19 protein-coding genes are annotated in these 22795 nt (G+C 40.2%); 5 read left to right on the forward strand and 14 right to left on the reverse strand.

The features are described from left to right. Positions 1-69 precede the first annotated feature (69 nt). Positions 70-2697 (reverse strand): type I DNA topoisomerase, encoded by a 2628-nt coding sequence (gene topA / locus ACN0T8_RS02725; RefSeq protein WP_417879123.1) that lies wholly within the window; start codon positions 2695-2697, stop codon positions 70-72. A gap of 335 nt (positions 2698-3032) precedes the next feature. On the opposite strand from topA, the gene ACN0T8_RS02730 reads away from it, so the two are divergent. Continuing rightward, positions 3033-3290: a YciN family protein gene (locus ACN0T8_RS02730; RefSeq protein WP_417879124.1), complete on the forward strand. Its 258-nt coding sequence runs from the start codon at positions 3033-3035 to the stop codon at positions 3288-3290. A gap of 104 nt (positions 3291-3394) precedes the next feature. Here the strand turns inward: ACN0T8_RS02730 and focA are convergent, their stop codons facing one another. Together focA and sohB are read right to left on the reverse strand one after the other, a co-directional pair. Continuing rightward, positions 3395-4237, reverse strand: a complete 843-nt coding sequence (gene focA / locus ACN0T8_RS02735; protein WP_417879125.1) for a formate transporter FocA — start codon at positions 4235-4237, stop codon at positions 3395-3397. 292 nt (positions 4238-4529) lie between these two features. Next, the gene (gene sohB / locus ACN0T8_RS02740; protein ID WP_417879126.1) at positions 4530-5597 is read right to left on the reverse strand and encodes a protease SohB; all 1068 of its coding nucleotides are present in this window, start codon (positions 5595-5597) and stop codon (positions 4530-4532) included. 154 nt (positions 5598-5751) lie between these two features. Between sohB and ACN0T8_RS02745 the strand changes: the two genes are divergently transcribed. Then, the gene (locus ACN0T8_RS02745) at positions 5752-6510 is read left to right on the forward strand and encodes a YciK family oxidoreductase (protein WP_417879127.1); all 759 of its coding nucleotides are present in this window, start codon (positions 5752-5754) and stop codon (positions 6508-6510) included. A gap of 88 nt (positions 6511-6598) precedes the next feature. On the opposite strand, the gene ACN0T8_RS02750 is transcribed toward ACN0T8_RS02745, so the two are convergent. Then, positions 6599-7813 carry an ROK family protein gene (locus tag ACN0T8_RS02750; protein ID WP_417879128.1) on the reverse strand — a complete coding sequence of 405 codons (1215 nt, stop codon included), beginning with the start codon at positions 7811-7813 and terminating at the stop codon, positions 6599-6601. Between the two features lie 268 nt (positions 7814-8081). Here ACN0T8_RS02750 and pyk point away from each other — a divergent pair, with 268 nt between their 5' ends. Further along, positions 8082-9527 (forward strand): pyruvate kinase, encoded by a 1446-nt coding sequence (pyk, locus tag ACN0T8_RS02755; RefSeq protein WP_417879129.1) that lies wholly within the window; start codon positions 8082-8084, stop codon positions 9525-9527. A gap of 190 nt (positions 9528-9717) precedes the next feature. On the opposite strand, the gene tagH is transcribed toward pyk, so the two are convergent. Continuing rightward, positions 9718-10779, reverse strand: a complete 1062-nt coding sequence (tagH, locus tag ACN0T8_RS02760) for a type VI secretion system-associated FHA domain protein TagH (RefSeq protein WP_417879130.1) — start codon at positions 10777-10779, stop codon at positions 9718-9720. A 181-nt stretch (positions 10780-10960) separates the two neighbouring features. Next, the gene (locus tag ACN0T8_RS02765) at positions 10961-12136 is read right to left on the reverse strand and encodes a patatin-like phospholipase family protein (RefSeq protein ID WP_417879131.1); all 1176 of its coding nucleotides are present in this window, start codon (positions 12134-12136) and stop codon (positions 10961-10963) included. Between the two features lie 715 nt (positions 12137-12851). On the opposite strand from ACN0T8_RS02765, the gene ACN0T8_RS02770 reads away from it, so the two are divergent. Both ACN0T8_RS02770 and ACN0T8_RS02775 read left to right on the forward strand, forming a co-directional pair. Continuing rightward, positions 12852-14324, forward strand: coding sequence for a sodium-dependent transporter (locus ACN0T8_RS02770; RefSeq protein WP_417879132.1), 1473 nt, complete (start codon positions 12852-12854; stop codon positions 14322-14324). Position 14325: 1 nt separating this feature from the next. Beyond that, complete coding sequence (locus ACN0T8_RS02775; RefSeq protein WP_417879133.1) at positions 14326-14421, forward strand: MetS family NSS transporter small subunit; 96 nt, start codon at positions 14326-14328, stop codon at positions 14419-14421. A gap of 383 nt (positions 14422-14804) precedes the next feature. On the opposite strand, the gene ACN0T8_RS02780 is transcribed toward ACN0T8_RS02775, so the two are convergent. The 8 genes from ACN0T8_RS02780 to acpP all read right to left on the reverse strand — a co-directional run bounded on the left by ACN0T8_RS02780 (position 14805) and on the right by acpP (position 22755). Continuing rightward, entirely contained in the window at positions 14805-16301 is a 1497-nt protein-coding gene (locus ACN0T8_RS02780) for a PTS transporter subunit EIIC (RefSeq protein WP_417879134.1), read from the reverse strand. Between the two features lie 501 nt (positions 16302-16802). Beyond that, positions 16803-17570, reverse strand: coding sequence for a TatD family hydrolase (locus tag ACN0T8_RS02785; protein ID WP_417879135.1), 768 nt, complete (start codon positions 17568-17570; stop codon positions 16803-16805). A gap of 66 nt (positions 17571-17636) precedes the next feature. After that, positions 17637-18596, reverse strand: coding sequence for a DNA polymerase III subunit delta' (gene holB, locus ACN0T8_RS02790; RefSeq protein ID WP_417879136.1), 960 nt, complete (start codon positions 18594-18596; stop codon positions 17637-17639). After that, positions 18596-19240, reverse strand: a complete 645-nt coding sequence (tmk, locus tag ACN0T8_RS02795) for a dTMP kinase (protein ID WP_417879137.1) — start codon at positions 19238-19240, stop codon at positions 18596-18598. The genes holB and tmk overlap by 1 nt, the downstream gene beginning before the upstream one ends. Beyond that, positions 19240-20262 (reverse strand): endolytic transglycosylase MltG, encoded by a 1023-nt coding sequence (gene mltG, locus ACN0T8_RS02800; RefSeq protein WP_417879138.1) that lies wholly within the window; start codon positions 20260-20262, stop codon positions 19240-19242. The genes tmk and mltG overlap by 1 nt, the downstream gene beginning before the upstream one ends. Beyond that, on the reverse strand, positions 20259-21077 hold the full coding sequence (gene pabC / locus ACN0T8_RS02805; RefSeq protein ID WP_417879139.1) for an aminodeoxychorismate lyase: 819 nt from the start codon (positions 21075-21077) through the stop codon (positions 20259-20261). Before pabC ends, mltG begins: the two co-directional genes overlap by 4 nt. 103 nt (positions 21078-21180) lie before the next feature. Next, entirely contained in the window at positions 21181-22425 is a 1245-nt protein-coding gene (gene fabF / locus ACN0T8_RS02810) for a beta-ketoacyl-ACP synthase II (RefSeq protein ID WP_417879140.1), read from the reverse strand. A gap of 96 nt (positions 22426-22521) precedes the next feature. After that, positions 22522-22755 carry an acyl carrier protein gene (gene acpP / locus ACN0T8_RS02815; RefSeq protein WP_027697107.1) on the reverse strand — a complete coding sequence of 78 codons (234 nt, stop codon included), beginning with the start codon at positions 22753-22755 and terminating at the stop codon, positions 22522-22524. Between the last annotated feature and the right edge of the window lie 40 nt (positions 22756-22795).

The following is a 22795-nucleotide window of genomic DNA, read 5'->3' on the forward strand; positions in this document are numbered from 1 at the left end:
GCGAAATTTTGATACAAAAACAGCCCGGTGCAAATGCATCGGGCTGTTTTTTTATTAGGCGCTTAAACCTTATTTTTTAGGTTTCTTACGCTTGTCTGTGATTTCCCACTTACCGTCGATATACAGCGCAGTCCAGCCAGATGGTTTACCATCCACTTCGGAGCGCACGTAATGCTCTTTCGATTTACGACTAAAACGAACGACGGTTGGGATCCCATCAGGATCGGCAACCGGTGCAGACGCTAAGTACTGGAACTTTTCAGAAATACGATCTTTGTACTCTACCATTTCAGCGACTAGCGGCGCGCGAGTTTCACGAGATTTAGGGAAGTTGCTTGCCGCCATAAACAAACCAGATGCACCATCACGCAGTACGAAATAAGCATCCGAATTAGAACAAGGCAACTCAGGGAAATGTACTGGATCTTCTTTCGGTGGCGCAACTTCGCCGTTACGTAAGATCTTACGAGTATTTTTACATTCCTCGTTAGTACAACCCATGTACTTACCAAAACGGCCATTTTTCAGCACCATATCTGAGCCACACTTGTCACACTCAACTAATGGGCCATCGTAGCCTTTGGGTTTGAACTCACCGAATTCAACCACATAACCTTCACAGTTCGGGTTATTACCACAAACGTGCATCTTACGCTTGTCATCAATCAGGTAAGCGTCCATTGCGGTTTCACAAATTGGACAACGCTTTTTAGCACGAAGAGCAGCAGTTTCAACGTCTTCTTCTAAAACGTTAACTACGCCTTCTTCATCACCTAAGTTAATAGTAGTTTTACAACGCTCTTTTGGTGGTAGCGCATAACCTGAACAACCTAGGAACACACCTGTTGAGGCAGTTCGAATGCCCATAGGACGTGAACACGTTGGACATTCAATGCTCGTTTCAACGATCTTATTTGGCATCATGCCACCTTCGGATTCGTCTAATTCTGCTTTATCTAAATCGGCAGTGAACGCATCAAAAAACTCATCGAGGACTTGGGTCCAAGTTAAATTACCTTCGGCGATTTTATCGAGTTTTTCTTCCATGCGAGCAGTGAAATCATAATCCATCAGATCGTTAAAGCTGCCCTCAAGACGATCAGTCACAATCTCGCCCATTTTTTCTGCATAGAAACGACGTTGATCAACTTTGACATAACCACGATCTTGAATGGTGGAAATGATCGATGCATAAGTCGATGGACGACCAATACCACGTTTTTCAAGCTCTTTAACTAACGCCGCTTCGGTATAACGTGCAGGCGGTTTAGTAAAGTGCTGTTTCGGATCGAGTTGTTTCAACGACAAGGTATCGCCAACTTTCACTTCAGGTAAGATTTGATCTTCATTTTTACCCATTGGACGCTGAACGCGAGTCCAACCGTCAAACTTCAAAATACGCCCTTTGGCTTTTAGCGTAAAGTCGTCAGCCTTAACACTTACTGTGGTTGAATCGTATTTTGCTGGTGTCATTTGACAGGCAACAAATTGATTCCAGATCAGTGCGTAAAGTTTGTGGGCATCTGCTTCCATACCATTTAAGTCTTCAGCTTTTACTTCAACACTAGATGGACGAATCGCTTCGTGCGCCTCTTGAGCACCTTGTTTACTACCGTAAGCTAAAGGATTGGCTGGTAAATAGGCGTCACCAAACTCAGATTGAATAAACTCACGACAAGCCTCTACAGCCTCTTTGCTCAAGTTAGTTGAGTCAGTACGCATATAGGTGATATAACCTGCCTCATAGAGCCTCTGAGCGAGCATCATGGTCTTTTTCACCCCATAGCCTAAGCGGGTACTTGCCGCTTGTTGCAATGTTGAAGTGATATATGGCGCAGAAGGCTTACTTGAAGTTGGACGATCTTCACGCTTACAGACTTCATAAGTCGCTTTTTCAAGAATCGATAATGCTGCTTTGGTTTCCGCTTCATTGACGGGTTTGAAAGCAGAGCCACCCTGTTGAGCAACGAGTAAACGGAAATCTGTATTATTTAGTGTTGTCGTGTCGGCGTGAATATCCCAAAATTCTTCAGGAATAAATGCGTTGATTTCACGTTCACGCTCAACCAATAACTTCACAGCTACCGATTGAACACGACCAGCAGATAAACCACGGGCCACTTTTTTCCAAAGCAGAGGTGATGCCATAAAGCCTACTACGCGGTCTAAAAAGCGTCGTGTCTGTTGGGCGTTCACACCATCTAGATTCAATTCACCTGGTGTTTCAAATGCTTGTTGAATGGCATTTTTAGTAATTTCGTTAAAAACTACTCGCTTGTATCGCGTATCATCGCCACCGATGATCTCACGAAGGTGCCACGCAATAGCTTCCCCTTCGCGGTCTAAATCGGTTGCGAGATAAACGTAATCAGCGTCTTTGGCTAATTTCTGTAATTCAGCAACAACCTTCTCTTTACCCGGAAGGATTTGATAATTTGCCTCCCAACCTTGGTAAGGATTGATTCCCATCTTTTTAATAAGGGCTGCTTTATCTTTTTCTTTTTTAATACGAGCTTTTTCTTCAGGGCTCATACCTTTAGTTGAAATCGCGGCCGCTTTTTTTCCACTACTTTGGCCAGCAGTAGGTAAGTCACGTACGTGGCCAACGCTCGACTTCACAACAAAATCTTTTCCAAGATATTTATTGATAGTCTTTGCCTTAGCTGGTGACTCTACAATAACAAGAGATTTGCCCATAACTAATTCTAAACATCCTCATCAGGTCGCGTTTATTGATTACGCACGCTGCTTTAATTAATTGCTTCTTTTTTTACTATCGAGTGAGTTTTAAATAAGATCAACCTGTTTTTTCACTTTTCATTCTGAATGAACGACATATCACCAACTAAGTGGCAGTAAGAAAACTGACCACCAGCTACGATTTTTGAAAAACAAAATTAAGCATTTTTTACTGCCATTCGCTATACCCAGAAACGAGTTAGGTATAAACTTTGAAATCAAATTGAGGCGGACAATAACGCCTTATTTAATGATATTCAACAAAACCTTAACTTTCATTCTAAGTAGGCCCTATGAGTAGTAAAAAAGCCATCTCCGAATTTGAACTCCTTTTGATTGCAAACCAAGTTATTCAGGAACATGAAAATTATCTGGAAGGAATGCGCACCACATCCGTTACGGAAAAAGATGATGTGTTGATTTTTAAAGGGGAATATTTCTTAGATGAGCAAGGACTACCGACTGAAAAAACTACAGCGGTATTTAATATGTTCAAATATCTAGCACATCATTTATCTAAAGAATTCACCTTAGAAAATATGGCGCACTAATTCAGACATTGGACCTTATAACCCCCCAATGTTGGTTGTCCAACTATTGAGGGGCAGTTCGGTTTACCGCTAGGGCATTTTTGTGTCAGTTATCTATCACTACATTACTTACGTAGATAAATTGACCAAAACCATAAACCGACAAATAAGCTACCGCCAATAATATTACCGATAGTCACAGGGATAAGGTTGTTCATTACAAAATCAACCATATTTAAGTCGGCAAACTGACTAGCTGTGGTATGAGTCATTTCCCAAAATTCAGAAGGTGCAAAGTTTTTGATGCCAATCGCAAATGGAATTTGGAACATGTTTGCGATGCTATGTTCAAAACCTGATGATACAAACATCGCAACAGGCAAAATTAAAATAAGGATTTTATCAGTTAAGGTACGGCCAGCATAAGACATCCAAACGGCAATACAGACGAGCAAATTAGCCATCGTACCGAGTGCAACTGCAGAAGCAAAAGAATGATGCATTTTATGTTGAGCAATATGCATCGCATTCAAGCCAATGCCGCCGGCATCACTCATATATTGCTGAGCCACTAACATGATAGCAACCAACACAATACAACCAACAAAGTTACCAAAATAAACTTGTACCCAATTCTTAATTAATTGCCTCCAAGTGACCAAGCCGCTGGCTTTCGCGACGACAACTAGAGTTGAACTGGTAAATAATTCACTTCCAGTGACGACCACTAAAATCAAACCAAGACTAAATGCTAAACCGCCAACAAAATGTGAAAAACCTGGTGCGACATCAGCCGTACCGCTAGTTACCGTAGTGTAAAAGATAAATGCGATACCAATTTGCATACCAGCGGTAACTGCCAACATAAAGGTTTTAAAGAAAGATTTATTAACTTTGTAAACACCAGCTTCTGCAGCTTTTTTTGCCATATCTGCTGGCATTAACGATTCAAATTGATTATTTTCCATTTTTCTCTCGTAACAACTAGATACAAAGTAAGAGTGATGGTTGAATATTGCGTTTTAATGTGACCAAATTCAAGCTTTCTAATCCCAGTCAAAGGTTAGAAAAAGTTAATTTCACTACAAGAAATAATCGATGAAAAACCACCAAAAAGTCGCGAATTCCGGCTAAAATCAACAAAAAAGCTCTAAATAAAAAATCATTACACTAAAAAAAAAGCCCACAAGATGTGAGCTTAATTCAATAAAGATTGATATAAATCAGTTCTTCATACGCCTACCTCATTAGAGGTATCCATTATACGATTGGACGCTGACCTCTAGATATCAATTTAAGTAGTACACTATCGACGGTTTTCGCTGCGCTACCAGAAATTTTATCCGATATTTTTTTCTTTCGAACATAATGTAAAGCTAATACTGATTTTTCTTTGGTTGCCGCAACAATCAAATCATCTGAGGTTTTAATTTCGTCCACTAACCCTAACTCTAGTGCTTGACTACCAAACCAATGTTCACCAGTTGCTACTTTCTCGAGATCAAGCTCTGCACGGTGCTCACGAATAAAGTCTTTAAATAGCACATGAGTTTCTTCTAACTCGTGCTTGAACTTATCACGGGCTTTATCAGTATTTTCACCAAACATGGTTAAGGTACGTTTATATTCGCCTGCGGTCATTTGTTCAAATTCAATATCATTCTTTTTCAACAATTTATTGAAATTTGGAATTTGTGCGATCACACCAATCGAGCCAACAATCGCAAATGGTGCAGAAACAATTTTATCCGCCACACAAGCCATCATATAGCCACCACTTGCTGCCACTTTATCGACGGCAATAGTTAATGGAATATTGGCATTTTTAAGGCGGTCAAGCTGAGAAGAAGCCAACCCATAACCATGAACCATACCACCGCCAGACTCTAAGCGAAGTAGTACTTCATCCCCGTCTTTCGCTACAGAAAGAATTGCGGTGACTTCCTCACGTAAAGACGATACTTCTTTAGCATCAATGCTACCGTTAAAATCTAAAACAAATAAATGAGGTTTGCGCGTATCTACAAGCTCACCTGATTTTGCGGCCTTTTTCGCTTCTTTGGCGTCTTTTTTGTTCTTTTCTTTTTGTTCTTTTTCTTGAGCTTTATGACGCGCTTTTAAATACGCTTCATCATGTAAGTGTTCTTCTAATTGTGCGACCGTTTCAGTATGCTTTTCTGACAAGTCAGTGATCTGTAATTCACCTTTCGCATGACCGCCCTTTCCGCCTAATACTTTAATGCCAACAAACAATGCGATTACTGCAACGACAAACGTCACGACTTTGGCTAGAAACAGCCCATAATTCAACAAAAATTCCAATATCATTCCCTCAAAACTTACGGTTTAGTGTATGGTAAGCGAGTTTACGTTGATGCTAACCATTTATTATTTGAAATAGCGGTACATTATTGCATATACCTAAGTGACTTCAAATAAGATGGGCATAAATGACATAAAGTTAGATTAAGGATTACATACGGTGAATTATTCAGTTTCCCCTTCAGCGCTTACTGGTAAAACCATTTTAGTCACTGGTGCTGGTGACGGTATAGGTAAAGAAGCGGCCTTACACTACGCTCAACATGGCGCAACCGTTATTTTACTAGGGCGCACCGTGTCCAAACTAGAAGTGACGTACGATGAAATCGAATCGAAAGGTTACCCGCAAGCGGCAATTATCCCTCTTGATATGAAGGGGGCGACCAAACAGAACTACCTTGATATGGCCGATACAATCGCAGCTCAATTCGGTAAACTTGATGGTATCTTACATAATGCTGGCCTACTAGGTACGATCACACCATTTGAACAAATTGAAGAAAGTGCTTTTGATGAAGTGATGCAAGTCAATGTCAAAGCACAGCTACTAATGACCCAAGCATTACTGCCTCTGGTTAAAAAATCAGAAAACGGCCGCATTGTCTTCACCTCTTCAACGGTTGGTCATATTGGTAAAGCTTACTGGGCCAGTTATTCCATTTCTAAATTTGCCACCGAAGGCATGATGCAAATTCTGGCAGATGAACTCAGTGACACCTCTATTCGTGTTAATGCGATTAATCCTGGTGCAACTCGTACAAAAATGCGAGCCTCAGCTTATCCAGCAGAAGATACTAACCTGCTAAAAACGGGCAAAGATATCATGCCACTGTATGTTTACCTTATGGCAGCAGAAAGCCAAGGGATTCATGGTCAATGCATTGATGCGCAACCTGAACGTAATAAGCTATTTAAATAGTAAGCCTTACTCAGTTCATCAAAGACAACAAAGCCAGCAATTACGCTGGCTTTATTTATACATACCCTAGTAACTTCAAGATGCAGAATTAGCCTTCAACCACCTTCAAGAGCAATGAACCGTCATAAAGTGCCTGCTTAATCAATGCCGCACCTGGCATCGTGGTTTGAGTAAAGAATTTACTTTCCACTAAAGGCACACCTTTGTGAAAAATAGGTAGGCTATATTGCTGCAAAGCTTGCTCAATAGCGGGAAATAAAATTGACTTAGCTTTGGTTAATGCACCACCAAGCAATATTTTTTCTGGGCTAAATATATTTACCATAATAGCAATGCCCTTACCTAAATCTCTCCCTAGCTTCTCAATGGTTTGTTTAGCTAATTCATCACCTTCTAACGCTGCTGAGCAAATGGTTTCCATCGTAATATTATTAACCGATAATATTGTTGGCTCGCCTTGAGCAACTTTCTCGGTAACAGCACGGCACACCGCTTGGGAGGACGCGACCGTATCTAAACAACCGCGCTTGCCACACTCACATACGGCACCATCAGGATCAATTTGAATATGTCCTAACTCTCCGATGTTGCCATTACGACTGTAAACCAAACGTCCATTTAAAATCACTCCAGCCGCAACGCCTTGGTGATTACTAATGAGTAATGAATTATCAACTTCTTGAGACTGACCAAACAACATTTCTGCCAAAGCCCAAGCACAAGTATCATTTGCAATAAAAACTGGTACGCCCGTTTGAGCATAGATTGCGGGGCCTAACGCTAAATTTTTAATATTAAAATGCGGCATCTGAATCACCACACCTTCAGAGAAATTGACCAGAGCAGGTAGTGTCACTGCAATACTGGTCATCCTCTCAACTAAATGGGCATTCTGAACAAAAAAACTCTCAATTTCATTTAAGATTTGTTGTTGTAATCGATCTTGATTTGAGGCTTCTATTTCCACCTTATAATCGGTGACCACCTCTCCTCCAAGTTCGTGTAAGGCAATAATTATATAGCCCTTACCGAGTCTAATAGACAGAAACTGCCAACCAGTATTATCGGTTTGTAGCCCCACAGCAGGACGACCCCGACTAAGAGACTCTTGTACTACGGTTTCATGAATTAAGTACCCTTCCATTAATTCACGAGAAATTTTAGTAATACTGGCTGGTGCCAAGCCACTTAATTTTGACAGATCGATACGAGAGATTGGGCCAAACTGATCGATGAGTTTATATACACGACCTGTATTGACTTGCTTAATTTGATCAATATGACCAGGTTGAGCCATGTACATAAAGAACTCCTTTTGAAAAACCTGTCGCAATTTTTTTACACTGCAAACTAATTGTGAAGCACCATACAACCGTTGCGTGACAGGTATCACGCTTAAATTATAAATATTGGCTATTCTGACAGTTTTAAACACTAAATAAATTTAAAGTAAAACACACACTAATTATAGGGATAAATTTTCAAACACTATTTATTAAATAAACTCATAAAATTACACTTTAATTAATGATAACGTATAAATAATTTATATATCTGAAATGGAGTAATTCATGTCTCAACGTTTAAGACGTACCAAAATTGTCACTACCCTTGGTCCAGCCACAGACAAAGATAATGTCCTGGAAAATATCATCAAAGCTGGTGCTAATGTTGTCCGAATGAACTTCTCACATGGTTCAGCTGAGGACCATATTATTCGAGCAGAAAAAGTCCGCACGATTGCGGCAAAATTAGGCATTCATGTGGCTATTTTAGGTGACTTACAAGGCCCTAAAATTCGTGTTTCAACCTTCAAAGACGGAAAAATTCAATTAAATATTGGTGATAAATTTACACTGGATAGTGATCTTGAAAAAGGCCATGGTGACCAACATGCTGTCGGTTTAGACTATAAAGAATTACCAAAAGATGTGGGGCCTGGTGATATTCTTTTACTTGATGATGGTCGTGTCCAACTTAAAGTAACCAGTGTCGATGGCAATAAAGTACATACCGAAGTCACCGTTGCTGGCCCTCTTTCAAATAATAAGGGTATCAATAAAAAAGGTGGTGGTTTATCTGCTGATGCCTTAACTGACAAAGACAAACAAGACATTATCACGGCTGCAAAAATCAAAGTAGACTACCTTGCTATCTCTTTCCCACGCAATGGCGAAGATATGCATTATGCCCGTCGCTTAGCGCGTGACGCTGGTCTTGAAGCCAAATTAGTCGCCAAAGTTGAGCGTGCCGAAACCGTTATTAGCGAAGAAAGCATGGATGATATTATCTTAGCGTCTGATGTCGTGATGGTAGCTCGTGGTGACCTAGGAGTAGAAATTGGTGATGCAGAGCTCGTTGGTGTGCAAAAACAACTGATTCGACGCGCACGTAGCCTAAATCGCAATGTGATTACCGCAACACAAATGATGGAATCAATGATCACAAGCCCAATGCCAACACGTGCAGAAGTGATGGATGTGGCGAATGCTGTTCTTGATGGCACCGATGCGGTAATGCTTTCAGCGGAAACCGCAGCAGGTAGTTTCCCTGTTGAAACGGTAAAATCAATGGCAGAAGTGTGTGTTGGCGCCGAAAAAATGCCGTCAGTTAATGTGTCAAACTACCGCTTAGACCGTAAGTTCCAATCGGCAGAAGAAACCATTGCGATGGCAACTATGTATTCAGCAAACCATATGCAAGGCATCACTGCTGTCGTTTCAATGACTGAATCAGGCCGCACTCCATTGATGATGTCACGCCTAAGCTCTGGCCTTCCCATTTTCGCTTTATCCCGTAATGAGACTACGCTTAACCGAGCAGCACTATATCGTGGTGTGACGCCGGTTTTTTTTGAGCATGAAGCAGGCTCCGGGCTACCTTGCGCATTAGCAGCAATTACGACATTAAAAGAAAATCGCCTACTTGAGAAGGGTGATAAAGTCATCATCACTCAAGGCGATGTAATGGACTTAGTGGGTTCAACTAACTGTATGCGCATCATTGAAGTAGAATAGAAATACTCAAAGTAATACCAATCAACTTCTTTATAAACGAAAAGTATAACGCAGTTATCAAGAATTTTCACAAGTAAAAATAATGAGATTGGTATAATATCGATATATAAAATAAGGCCTCGATATCCAGTTATTTGGGTATCGAGGTCGGTTTAATTTTGAAATTTGTGGTAAGAAAAACTACCTGAGTTTAAAGTTGTTTACGTTGTAAAATATCATACGACTGCTCTAACACTTCCCAAAATTGCTTTTCAAAACCTTTTTGTCTCCCCGACATTAATTCAGAAAAATACGATTGGTACATTTTCCAAGCCCAAGCATCTTTATCTACATTATCTGGTGCATTTTTACGATAGGTTTCAAAGCGCTTTATTAAAGTTTCAGGTGCGAATTCATTGAGTAGATACTTTAAAGCTAACTCTGTTGCCTGATGCATTCTCTCACTGTGTGATTCTATAGATTTAAAACTACTTTCAATTGCTTGAGTTGGCTCTAAATGAAATAGACTACGCTCTTCACCAAACATCAAGTTTTTGGTTTCTTCTGGCGTTAGTCCCATTTTCAGTGGGTTATCTTGAATCGGCTGGAAACTGCGATTTAATAAATGAAAAGAATTATCTTGTCTGCTATGGATAGCTAATAGCCCTGCGATACTTGCGGCTAGCGGCTCATTCATTTCATTAGTATTGATTGAAGGTGACATCCTTATTTCCTTGTTCTGATCATCTTGCCTTATGGGTGGTTCAACCTCGGTTTTCGATGCTTGAACCTCTCGCGCTTCTGGCAAATCAATATCGAGTTGAGGAATATATGAGGGAGTTGTCTCTTGTACACTAGAAGTTTCTTGTACACTAGGAGCTTCTTGTACGCCAGAAGCAACGGTTTCCGCCACGCGATAACGTTGCTCTGTTTCCACTTCCACGACTTTTAAATGTGCTCTAATTTGATAAGAACCGATACGAAAAACATCACCATCTTTTACTTTTATATGTCGTTGTTGTTCAAATTGAGGCGACTCATCATTAATACTGATCCCACCTTGAATATCAATAAGATGGTATTCTCCATTTTCAAACTTGATCTGGCAATAAGGGGTAATAAGCGCATTGTTCGGATCTGGTAATACCCAGTGGCAACTCTCATCATTACCAATGTAACCACCTTCTTGTTTAAATTGATGCGATGCTGCACCACCTGTTTTTAAAAGACGAGTATTCATCACAACAAACGTGAGAAAAGTTTTCTCTTCCATGACCACTCCATTTACACAGCAAAACATTTCAATTACCACTAAGGTTTGTTTACCTTGAGGCTATAAAAAAGAAATTTTGGCGTAAAATATTCAAGTGGGAATAAAAGGAAGGAAGAATTGCGATCGAGTTAACTTTCATTTCGATCGCTTATCGAATCAGATCACTAAAATATGACTGAAGTTAAGAATAAGCGCTTTTGTGAATTATCGCAGGTTTTGATACAAGGGTAGAAAAGTGCTCAATATAACGTCGCCCAGCTTTAAGACCTAGCTGATAATCAAATTCTAAATCTTCCTGCTTACTAAGTAATGGGGAAGATCTTAATGGTTGCTCGGGAGCAATTTGCAGAATGAAACAATCATCTGGCGGTTTAAACATAAAGTTATGAGTCAGCGTAAAGGTTTGGTAATGTACTAGAAGCATGTCCATGATTCCAGCATCAAACTGATCACCTAATAGATGACACAAGCGGTACACATCACTGCTGCCAAATAACCAACGCCCACCATTTAACAACGGTTTCGCTTGCTCTGTTTCAATGAGTTTAGAGCGCTCTATACGCTGTTTTAAGAAACTATCAAAATCCAAACGCCAACTCGCGGTTCTTTCCGCAATACGAGTTTGTAGCGATTCTAAGTGTTGATCTAACCCCACTCTATTCAAAAATGAATTAAGCACGGTAGCACTTTGTTCTTGTCTGATTTCTTCAGTTAAATCTATTGGCTCAGTACGGATAACCGTAATTAAACGCGCGCCTTTACGCCAAGCCTCTTGCGCAGGAACGGCGGCAGAAACGCCACCATCAACGTAATATTGACCATTAATTTCAACTTCATGACGATATAAGGCTGGGATTGCACAAGTTGCTTTTAAGATATCAGACCAGTTATTAGAAGTGATCGGCAAATATTCATCGTGAAGATCAGCCATATTAGTAACCGCGGCATAGGCTTCTCGATCACCCAAAGCAAAACGTCCAACATCAATATCAAGTAGATAAGGAGGAGCAACTAATTGATCAAAAGCCCAATCAAGATCGAGACGTTGTTTACGACGAATATGTTTGAATAAGCGAAAAAATTCTGGACGAGTGGTTAACTCTGTAATGAACGCTTTGCCTAGTCCTCGTTGACGACAGATATAGGAGGTTAAATTTAAAGCACCAGCAGATGTGCCATAAAAAACATCGAAAGGATCAAGCGCTGCTTCAAGAAAACTATCAAGAACGCCGGCGGTAAAAATGCCTTTTTGTCCTCCTCCTTGGGCAACTAAAGCATGCCGTCCGTTGGCATACTTGTTAAGTGTAGTGAGGTCAATAGACATACCCGCATCGGTAATAACGCCACTATTTTTCACCCTCACTCCTTAACTCTATTTGTAGCAATATGTTCTTTGGCTCATGCAATTAATGCGTAACAACAATAGCAGCATACGCAGTAAGAAAAGCGATAATAGAACAAATGATCACTGCAGAAATTTTCAAATCACGACTCATAATAAAACCTCAGGTAATTAAGATGAACTAATATTAGCATGACTCTAATCTACAAGCCTATGAAAGTGTCGTTAAACTCTCAATATATCAAAAAATATCTTTCATAAAATTTAACGGCATTCCTTCCCTAGATCGGTAAACAACTTACAAAAAATCAACTGCACTTAAGATAAGATTTAGAACAAAATATTGTACTGGCTCAAAAAATCGCACATTAAAACAACATTTAGATTACAGAAAACTAAAATATAAACATCGACAAATACCGTCAATTTCCAGCAAATAACACTAACAATTTTAATTACAGCAGTTCAATCTAGCATATTGATAATTTTATCAAGTTTTATCCAATATTTAACCTAACCTATACATTCGAGTGCTTCTATTGCGTTCTTTATATTGAATATGTAATCTCAAGCCATGCATAGGTGAATATTTCGCCCAATGCAAACACACATTTAAAATATCAGAATAATAATCTGGAATGTAGCAAGCAATACAGAATTTTAAACCTAAAAATTAAATCTGTTTATAACTTGTTAAGTATCCATTTACGCAGTTACAGAGGATTTGTACATGAAAAGAGAACAATGGGGCTCCCGAGCGGGGTTTGTTCTAGCGGCCGTAGGATCGGCAATAGGATTAGGTAACATTTGGCGTTTTCCATACATGGCGTATGAAAATGGTGGTGGTGCATTCTTTATTCCATACCTTTTTGCCATGCTTACCGCGGGTATTCCTTTTATGATCATGGAATTCACCATGGGTCATAAATTTCGTGGTTCCGCGCCAAGAACATTAGCAAAAATCAATTCAAAATTTGAGTGGCTTGGTTGGTTCCAAGTAATGATTGCGGCGGTGATCGGCGTGTACTACATCGCGATCATCGGTTGGGCAATTTCTTATGTTGGTTTAGCTTTCACTCAAGGTTGGGGCAATGATCCAAATGCTTACTTCTTTGGTGAATACCTACAACTAGGTGGAGATAATTCTCCTAGTCAACTAGGTAACATTCAATGGCACATTGCGATACCGATGATTGTCGGCTGGCTTGTCACCTATGCGGCTCTATTCGGTGGCGTTAAAGGTGGTATTGAACGTGCTGGGAAAATCATGATGCCGATCCTATTCATCATGGTACTTGCTTTGATTGGCCGTATGATTTTCTTACCCGGAGCGGTTGATGGCTTAAACTACATGTTCCAACCCGACTTTAGTCGCTTAACCGACCCTTCTGTTTGGTCTGCGGCTTATGGTCAAATGTTCTTCACTCTATCTGTTGGTTTCGCCATCATGTTAGCTTATTCAAGCTACCTACCAGAGAAGTCAGACATCAATAACAATGCTGTAATGATAGTATTGATTAACTGTGGCTTTTCTATCTTAGCCGGTGTTTTAATCTTCTCTGTATTGGGGTATATGGCACAAGAACAAGGCAAACCATTAACAGAGGTGGTTTCTGCGGGTGTTGGCTTGGCCTTTGTGACGATTCCAGCAGCGATTAACTTATTACCAGCTCCATACATTCTAGGTCCATTATTCTTCCTGGCATTGGTTGTTGCTGGTTTCAGCTCGCATATTTCAATTCTGGAAGCGGTAACATCTGCCTTTATCGACAAACTAAAATGGTCTCGTCGTAAAGCAGCAAGTATTGTATGTGGTACAGGCCTTATAGTATCCCTAGCATTCGCAACTAATGGTGGTTTATTACTATTAGATTTAGTCGATTACTTCATCAACAACATCGCTCTATTAGGAAGCTGTCTAATCGAATTGGTTCTTGTTGGATGGTTATTTAAAGTCGCTGATATTCGTAAACACGCTAACGCAGTATCAGAGCTTACTATCGGTATATGGTTCGACTTATGTATCCGCTTCTTAAGCCCAATTATGATTGCAATCATCCTAACTAATAAGATTATTGCGACCTTGACAGATGGCTATGGTGGCTACAGCATGTCGGATCTATTAACACTAGGTTGGGGCCTATTAGTACTAATGTTGGTTATCTCTATCATTGTTAACTTAAAGAAATCAAAAGAGGCTTAATATGACAACTGATGCAATTATTATGATGATTATTGGCCTGGGCATTACCTGGGGTGGCGCAGCATTATGCATCCGCCGTGCGATGAAAAGTGAATAAAGACAATAATTAACATCACATATAACAAAGTCCGCAACTGCTGCGGGCTTTTTTGTTTTCGTATATATATCCAAATCACTTCGGTATATACAGCGAACTATTGATTACACAGAATTATAAAGAGTATCGAACCCCTATCGTTGCTTGAAAATCTACAACCAACGAGCAAACTACCTGTTTTAGCAATATGTAACATCATCGGCCCTCCAAGGCACTTAAGCTATAATTTATTATCCAGACAAAGTTGAACCATAAATAACTTGTACGATGATCGGTTGACCGTTAGTCATATGCCAGTTTTTTATAAAAAAAAAGCCAGTTGAGTTAACCCAACTGACTTTTTCATTTGTATTAATCACATATCAATTGATATTAAAATCCGATTAATTCTTTGATGCCTCTTTTTCTTCGTCTGTACGATAATCCAAGAAGAAAATCAGTAACATAGGAACTATAAATGCTACCGCAATTGCCACAGCATATACCCACATTGGATTAAATACCGGGATAGTTAACAATGAAGTAAATGCAAATGCTGTTGTTTTAACGCCTTGGTATTGAGAACCAAGAATTGCAATCACAAGACCACCAGCAAAACAACCAGGAAGCATGCGAGAATAAACGCGTTTGAAACGTAAGTGAATACCATATAGAGACGGTTCAGAGATACCACCAAATAGACCTGCTGCCAATGCACCAGATGCAGTTTGACGCATAGTCTTATCTTTTTCACGCATTGAGATTAATAGTACACCAGCGGTTGCACCGAAACATGCGAAGTTCCATACACCCATTGGACCTTGAATGAAGTCATAACCAAGTGTTTGGATATTCATTAACATTAAAGCATTTAGAGGCCAGTGTAGACCTAGTGGAACTAGGAATGGGTAAAGCATAGGAATCAACAATGCAAATACAAATGGTGCGTTATTATTCAACCATGCAAGGCCATTACCTAAGTCGATACCAATCCAAACACCTAGTGGGCCGATGAAGAATGCCGTTAATGGAATCATAATCGCTAGAGAGAAAAACGGTACGAATACCATGTGAACATTCTCTGGGAAGATCTTTTGCAAGAAACGATAAACAAGTGCTAATACTGCAACCATGATTAACGGTACAAATACTTGCCCTGAGTAGTCATTCCACTGCATCGCAAAACCAAAAATGTCAGCAACTTTTGTTGTGATACCTAGTTCTGGATCCAGAGTCGAAGTTGTTGAAGCCATAGAAGCTAACTTCTGGAATTCAGGTGTCATTAAGGCACCCATAATCGCAGCACCTAACCAAGGGTCTACGTTTAATTTTTTCGATGCATTATAAGCGATCATAATCGGCAAGAAGTAGAATACTGTATGCCACATTGTATCGACAAATACCCAACCTGCTGATTTTTCACCCCTGAAATCAACTAAGCCGAGAGCATCAAGAACAGCGGCTAATGCGATAATTAATGATGCACCAAGTAGAACACCTAGGATTGGACGGAAAGAGTCTGAAAGATATTCAAAGAAAGCATCAATCCATTGAACTTTGCCACGTACACCAGAAGAACGTAAAGAAGATTTTAGTTCCTCATTTGATGCGGCCCCATTGTTGTCTGCTGCAGCAGATTCTGCACCATCACTCATAGAAGGTAGTGCTTTAATCGCGTTATAAATATTACCAACGGCTCCGCCAATAACGATTTGATAACGATCTCCACTTTGAGGTACACAACCCATAACTTCTGGAATTGCGTCTAGTGCTTCTTTATTTACGATAGAACCATCATTTAATTCAAAACGTAAACGTGTTGCACAGAATGTCATAAATTTGACATTACTTGCACCACCAATCCCTTCAAGGATTTTTTCTGCTGCTGCTTTATTTGACATAATTTTTTAACCTTTATGCTTAGAAAAATACAAGCGCGAAGTATAACTCCCCCGTCCCACTTGCATAAAAATGTAACATTTTAAAATCGGCGTAGGATGTTCTATCTATGTAGTAAAATCAACTTTTTTAATTTAACAAAGTGATCCATGCACATTATTTTATCGACATAGATCTCAATAAAAGCAAGAACACCCACAACATAACTGCTTAAGTTAACAATTTTAAAGCATCTTTATTGACTAAAAATTCTTTATATAACGTGAAAATTGTAACAATGCCATTAGATTCTAGTAATGATTTGAAGCAAGTTTTAACTGGACAGATGAATTTAAGCTTAAAAAATGGGATCTCAATCTCATTTTGTGCAAGTAATGCGAATCAGAACCCGCTATACGATTGGGTTGAAAGGTGCTTACATTCCGTCACCAATCTTCCTTGCCTAAAGGTCTGGATGATAGCTCTGAATTCTGCATCTTGAAATCACCTGGATATATATCTAACTAACTTAAAAACAATTTGTTGAAATTAGACGTTGTTACTTTAGATACCGTTTCAACGTCGCATTGTTGTAGGTCAGCTAAAAATGTAGCCACTTCTGATACATAAGCAGGCTGATTTTCTTTGCCACGATGTGGAACTGGCGCTAGATAAGGTGAGTCGGTTTCGACAAGCAGCCTATCTAGAGGTAATTGTTTTACAACTTCTTGTAACTCTGTCGCTTGCTTGAAGGTAATAATCCCTGACAAAGAAATATAAAACCCAAGGTCGATGGCCGCTTTCGCAAACGCCAAGTCTTCAGTAAAACAATGGATCACCCCACCGCAACGCTCAGCATGACCATTTTTTAATACATCTAGCGTTTCAGCACGAGCATTCCTGGTATGGATTATCAACGGCTTATCTAATTCATTAGCAACCGCTACATGTTGCTCAAACAATTCTATTTGTCGCTGAGCGGTTTCAGGTTGATAGAAAAAATCTAATCCTGTCTCACCAATCGCCACCACCTTTGAATGGCTGGCATATTGTTTAAACGTATTAAGATCGAATTCACTTTCGCAATCTAGCGGGTGAACGCCACACGATGCATGAATATTATTAAACGGTTCGACCATCGCCAGCATTGAAGGAAAAGCTTCCAGTGTCACACCAACAGTCAACATTTGCTCCACACCCACTTGCTTTGCTTTGGTTACCACATCCGCAACATCTGCATGTAAGTCATTGTAATTTAATTTATCGAGGTGACAGTGTGAATCAACTAACATAATCTAGTTCCTGACGTCATAGGTCGAAAATAAGGTATTGATTTAGCTTTGAGTTTTTCTTTGAGCTTAAGATTGGACTAAAGTGAGATACCAATCTACGATCAGTAACTCAGCGTTCAAACCGCTCGAAGTCGCTAATGAATGATGCATTTGTTGCAGGTGTTGATATTGAGAATAGGCGCTAGTATACGAAATACAACTCGCAAGTTGCTCAAATACCGCCGGTTGAGGAATATCCGCGACACCAAAGTGGGCTTTTTGTAGATCATTAAATAGATACAGAAGCCAAGACACTTTTTCTAATGGTTCTTTCTTAAAAAAGCTTTGCACTTCAAATAAAGAAAATGAACGTTTTTGTACCCCAGCCAAAAGTATACCAAGTAACTGCTCCCACTCTTTCTGCTTACCTTCTTTGATAAACGAAAAAGCATCCAGTGGTGACTGTGCATACATCTTTAAGCTAAACCAGTCTGGTATTTGATCACGAGATAATTGAGAACCTAACCACTCCAGCAACACAGACTTTGCCACTTTTGGCAATTGCCAATGCTGACAGCGGCTAATAATGGTAGGCAACAATTTGTGTTTATCTTGAGTCAACAGGACAAATACACATTGTTCTGGCGGAGTTTCCAATGTTTTTAATAAAGCATTGGATGCCGATTCATTCATCGATTCTGCTGGCTGAATAATGATAATGCGTTTACCACCGAGTTGCGATGATTCAATCGCGTAGCGGTTAGCCTCGCGAATTTGCTCAACGTTAATCCCTTTACCTTCTTTCTCCGGTGTTATCCAATGAATATCAGGGTGGTGACCACCTTGACTTAACTCACAGCTATGGCAAAAACCACATGCTTCATCGTGTGAGTTTTTACATACAACAGCCGCTGCAAGACGGTTAACGAGATTTTCTATTCCCGTGCCAGTATTAGCACTACACAGCATTGCGTGTGGCGTGGTTTGCTGAGAAAGCATGACTTGCCATTGTTTCCAGAGCGGATCTAACCAAGGATATAAAGCCATTATGCTACCGTTTGTCCATTATCAAACCATACTTGTAGAGCACGGTGTAAATCGCTAGCCACTTGCTCAATCGTTTGATTGGCATTGATGGTAATAATACTCGGATCTTGTTGAGCGGTTTCTAAATAGCGAGCACGTACTCGTTCAAAAAAACTAATATCCATTTTTTCAATTCGGTCTAGTTCGCCTCTACCACGCGCCCTTTCCAAGCCGATTTTAGGATCTATATCCAAATATAAAGTAAGATCTGGCTTAAAATCACCTAATGCGGTTTGTTTTAAATTACTCATAATTTCAGGGCTAATTTGACGACCACCGCCTTGGTACGCTTGAGAAGATAAATCATGACGATCACCAAGAACCCATTGCCCATTAGCAAGCGCTGGCTTAATTACGTTTTCAACTAGCTGCACGCGAGCCGCATACATCATCAATAGTTCACTGACATCGTGTAACTCTTCTCCCGCATGCTCTTCTTTCACTAATGCACGTAACTTTTCCGCTAATGTTGTACCACCCGGCTCGCGCGTCTGTACAACATTTAGGATTGAATGCTGCTTTAACGTTTCCAACACAGCATTAATCGCGGTGCTTTTTCCTGCGCCTTCTAAGCCTTCAACTACAATAAATTTCGCGTTTTTCATTAGTTACTCTTATTTGCTCGTAATTTTCTCAAATAATCACGCACGGCACGATTATGTTCAGCTAACGATTTAGTGAACACGTGTCCACCATCACCACTTGCTACAAAGTATAAATAGCTACTTTTCTCTGGATTTAATGCGGCACGTACAGAGTTAACCCCAGGCATGGCAATCGGGGTTGGTGGTAAACCATTAATCACATAGGTATTATAAGGGGTTGGCGTTGACAAATCTTTTTTCCGGATGTTGCCGTCATATTTATCTCCCATTCCGTAAATCACTGTAGGATCGGTTTGTAATCGCATGCCTTTATTTAATCGATTGACAAAAACTGACGCGACACGTTCGCGCTCTGATTCTACCGCGGTTTCTTTCTCAATAATTGACGCCAAAATTAACGCTTGATACGGCGTGTCCAACGGTAGATTTTTTTGTCTTGTTTGCCAAGCTGCATCTAACTCACGAGTAAGTGATTGATGTGCCCTTTTCAAAATATCAAGATCAGACATACCTTCGGTGTAGTGATATGTTTCCGCTAATAATAAGCCTTCTAGTTTTTGATGGCTTTCACCAAGTGCGTTGGCAATCTCTGCTTCACTTAGATCTTTGGTTTTATGTACTAAACCTTTTGCCATATCCAGTTGACTACGCCATTCGCTGAAACGCCCGCCTTCAATAAAAGTAATGGTAAATTGAAATTCTTCACCCTTCACCATAGTCATTAGAGCCTGTTGCAATGTTTCACCTGGATTAACTTGATAAGTTCCCGCTCGAATATCAACTAATTCAGGGTATAAACGTGGCAACAAACGAGTAAAGGTATTGCCAGTAATCCAACCTTGTTGTTCCATCATCCACAATGCGCTTTTTAACGTTTTACCATGTTCAATAGTAATCAACTGCTTCGATTCAATATTTAATGGCTGTTGTACATAATGAGTGACCTCTGACTTAGCATAAAACATCACTACTACCGATGCTACAACGACTAAAAGCAATACAACGACTAATTTTTTAATCACGGGTTAATTTTCTCCTGAATAGCACGTGTAATTACGCCAATATTAAATTCTTTATTATTTATTTGAATGATTGGAACGACACCATGTAGTGCATTAGTAATGAACACTTCATCAGCATTGAGCACATCGTCTAACATATAAGAACCGATATTCATTATCATTTTTTTCTGCTCAGCATATTCACAGACTTGTTTTCGCTTTATACCTAGCACCCCATTTTTCACTAACTCTGGTGTATAAAGCTGATTGTTGGACACCCAAAACAAATTGGCGGCACTCATCTCAATGACGTTCCCATCAATATCAAGCACGATATTGTCATCGTACTCAGTATCATCAATTTCTTTCTTAATCAGAACTTGTTCTAAGCGATTATTATGTTTAAGCCCAGCAAGCTGAGGATTTATCCCTAAACGAGTAGCGCTCACACCCACTTTTATTCCCTCAGATTGCCAGATTGAATAATGTTCAGGGTAAGCAAAGGTCTGAACGACAACTTGTATAGAATTTGCACCACTAGGACTATAACCTCTCCCGCCACTTCCACGGCTCACGTGGATTTTAAGTCCACTTAACGCAAGTGTTTGATGACCGGAGGCATTAATAGCCGCTTCAATCCACTCCTCCACTTGATTCCATTCTGGAGGCGACATAAAAAGTTTCTGACAAGTAAAATCAATACGTTCTTTATGGGCACAAAGTAATAATGGTTGACCATATTTCACTAAAATAGTCGTGAAACAGCCATCTCCATATTGAAATGAACGGTCTGTAATAGATACGCTTTGCTGTTGTTTTCCATTGACAAAAAACATAGTGATCCTATTCCCGTTTATTGGCTGCATCATAGCAAAAAAAAAGCGGCTTAATGCTATAACATTAAACCGCTTTATAAAATGGCTTATTCAGCTATTTTAACTAGATACGTTTGAAGATTAACGAACCATTGGTGCCACCGAAGCCAAATGAGTTACATAGAGCGTATTCCATGTTCTCAACTTTACGAGCTTTATTCGGTACATAATCCAGATCACAACCTTCATCAGGGCTATCTAGATTAATGGTTGGTGGAACAATTTGATCGACCAACGTTAGCGCCGTAATGATCGATTCAACTGAGCCTGCTGCACCGAGTAAGTGACCTGTCATTGATTTAGTTGATGATACCAGTACTTTCTTCGCCGCTTCTTCACCTAAAGCACGCTTAATACCTAAGGTTTCTGCTACATCACCCGCTGGCGTTGATGTGCCGTGCGCATTGACATAACCAATTTGATCACCGGTAATACCTGCATCACGAATAGCCGCTTCCATTGCTAATGCACCACCTGAACCATCAGCACTAGGCGACGTCATGTGATAAGCATCACCACTCATACCAAAACCAACAATTTCACAGTAGATTTTTGCACCACGCGCTTTAGCATGCTCGTACTCTTCTACCATCATCATGCCAGCACCATCCCCTAGCACAAAACCATCACGGTCTTTATCCCATGGGCGGGAAGCTAAATGCGGTTCATCATTTCGGCTTGATAATGCTTTTGCTGCAGCAAAGCCACTCATCGCTAGCGGTGTCGACGCTTTTTCAGCACCACCAGCAAGCATGACATCAGCATCACCGTAAGCAATCATACGAGCCGCATGGCCGATATTATGCAAACCAGTAGTACATGCTGTTGAAATGGCGATATTAGGTCCACGTAAGCCTTTCATTATAGACAGGTGGCCTGCAATCATATTCACAATGGTTGAGGGCACAAAAAATGGACTCATACGACGTGGGCCACGATCTCGAAGCGTATGTGCTGCTTCTTCGATCAGACCAATACCACCAATACCAGAGCCAATAGCGACACCGATACGTGTAGCATTTTCTTCGTTCACTTCAATGCCTGAATCATTAAAAGCTTGGATACCCGCAGCAATACCATACTGGATAAATAAATCCATTTTGCGAGCATCTTTCTTGGACATGTACTCTTCGCAATCAAAGTCTTTCACTAAGCCTGCAAAACGAGTGGGAAAATTGGTTGCATCAAAGTGCTCGATATTCACGATACCACTTTGACCGTCTAAAAGGGCTTTCCAAGAGGATTCAACTGTGTTGCCTACCGGTGACAACATCCCCATGCCTGTAACAACTACACGACGCTTGGACACGATTTTTTCTCCGGAGATTAATAATACTGAGAGTATGTAAGGATAGATGATATAAGATAAAACTCAGGCGGCCTGGGAGACCGCCTGGGGGTGTTATTACTGTGCGCTGTTTACGTAGTCGATTGCAGCTTGAACAGTAGTAATTTTTTCAGCTTCTTCGTCAGGGATTTCAGTATCGAATTCCTCTTCTAAAGCCATTACTAGCTCTACTGTGTCTAGAGAGTCAGCACCTAGATCATCAACGAAAGAAGCTTCGTTTTTCACTTCTGCTTCATCTACACCTAGTTGTTCAACAATGATTTTTCTTACGCGTTCTTCGATGTTGCTCATTTTTCTTTTCCTATTACAGAGAGTTCGCTTAAATGCGATG

It is taken from the genome of Vibrio sp. (assembly GCF_048266485.1).
GTDB lineage: Bacteria > Pseudomonadota > Gammaproteobacteria > Enterobacterales > Vibrionaceae > Vibrio.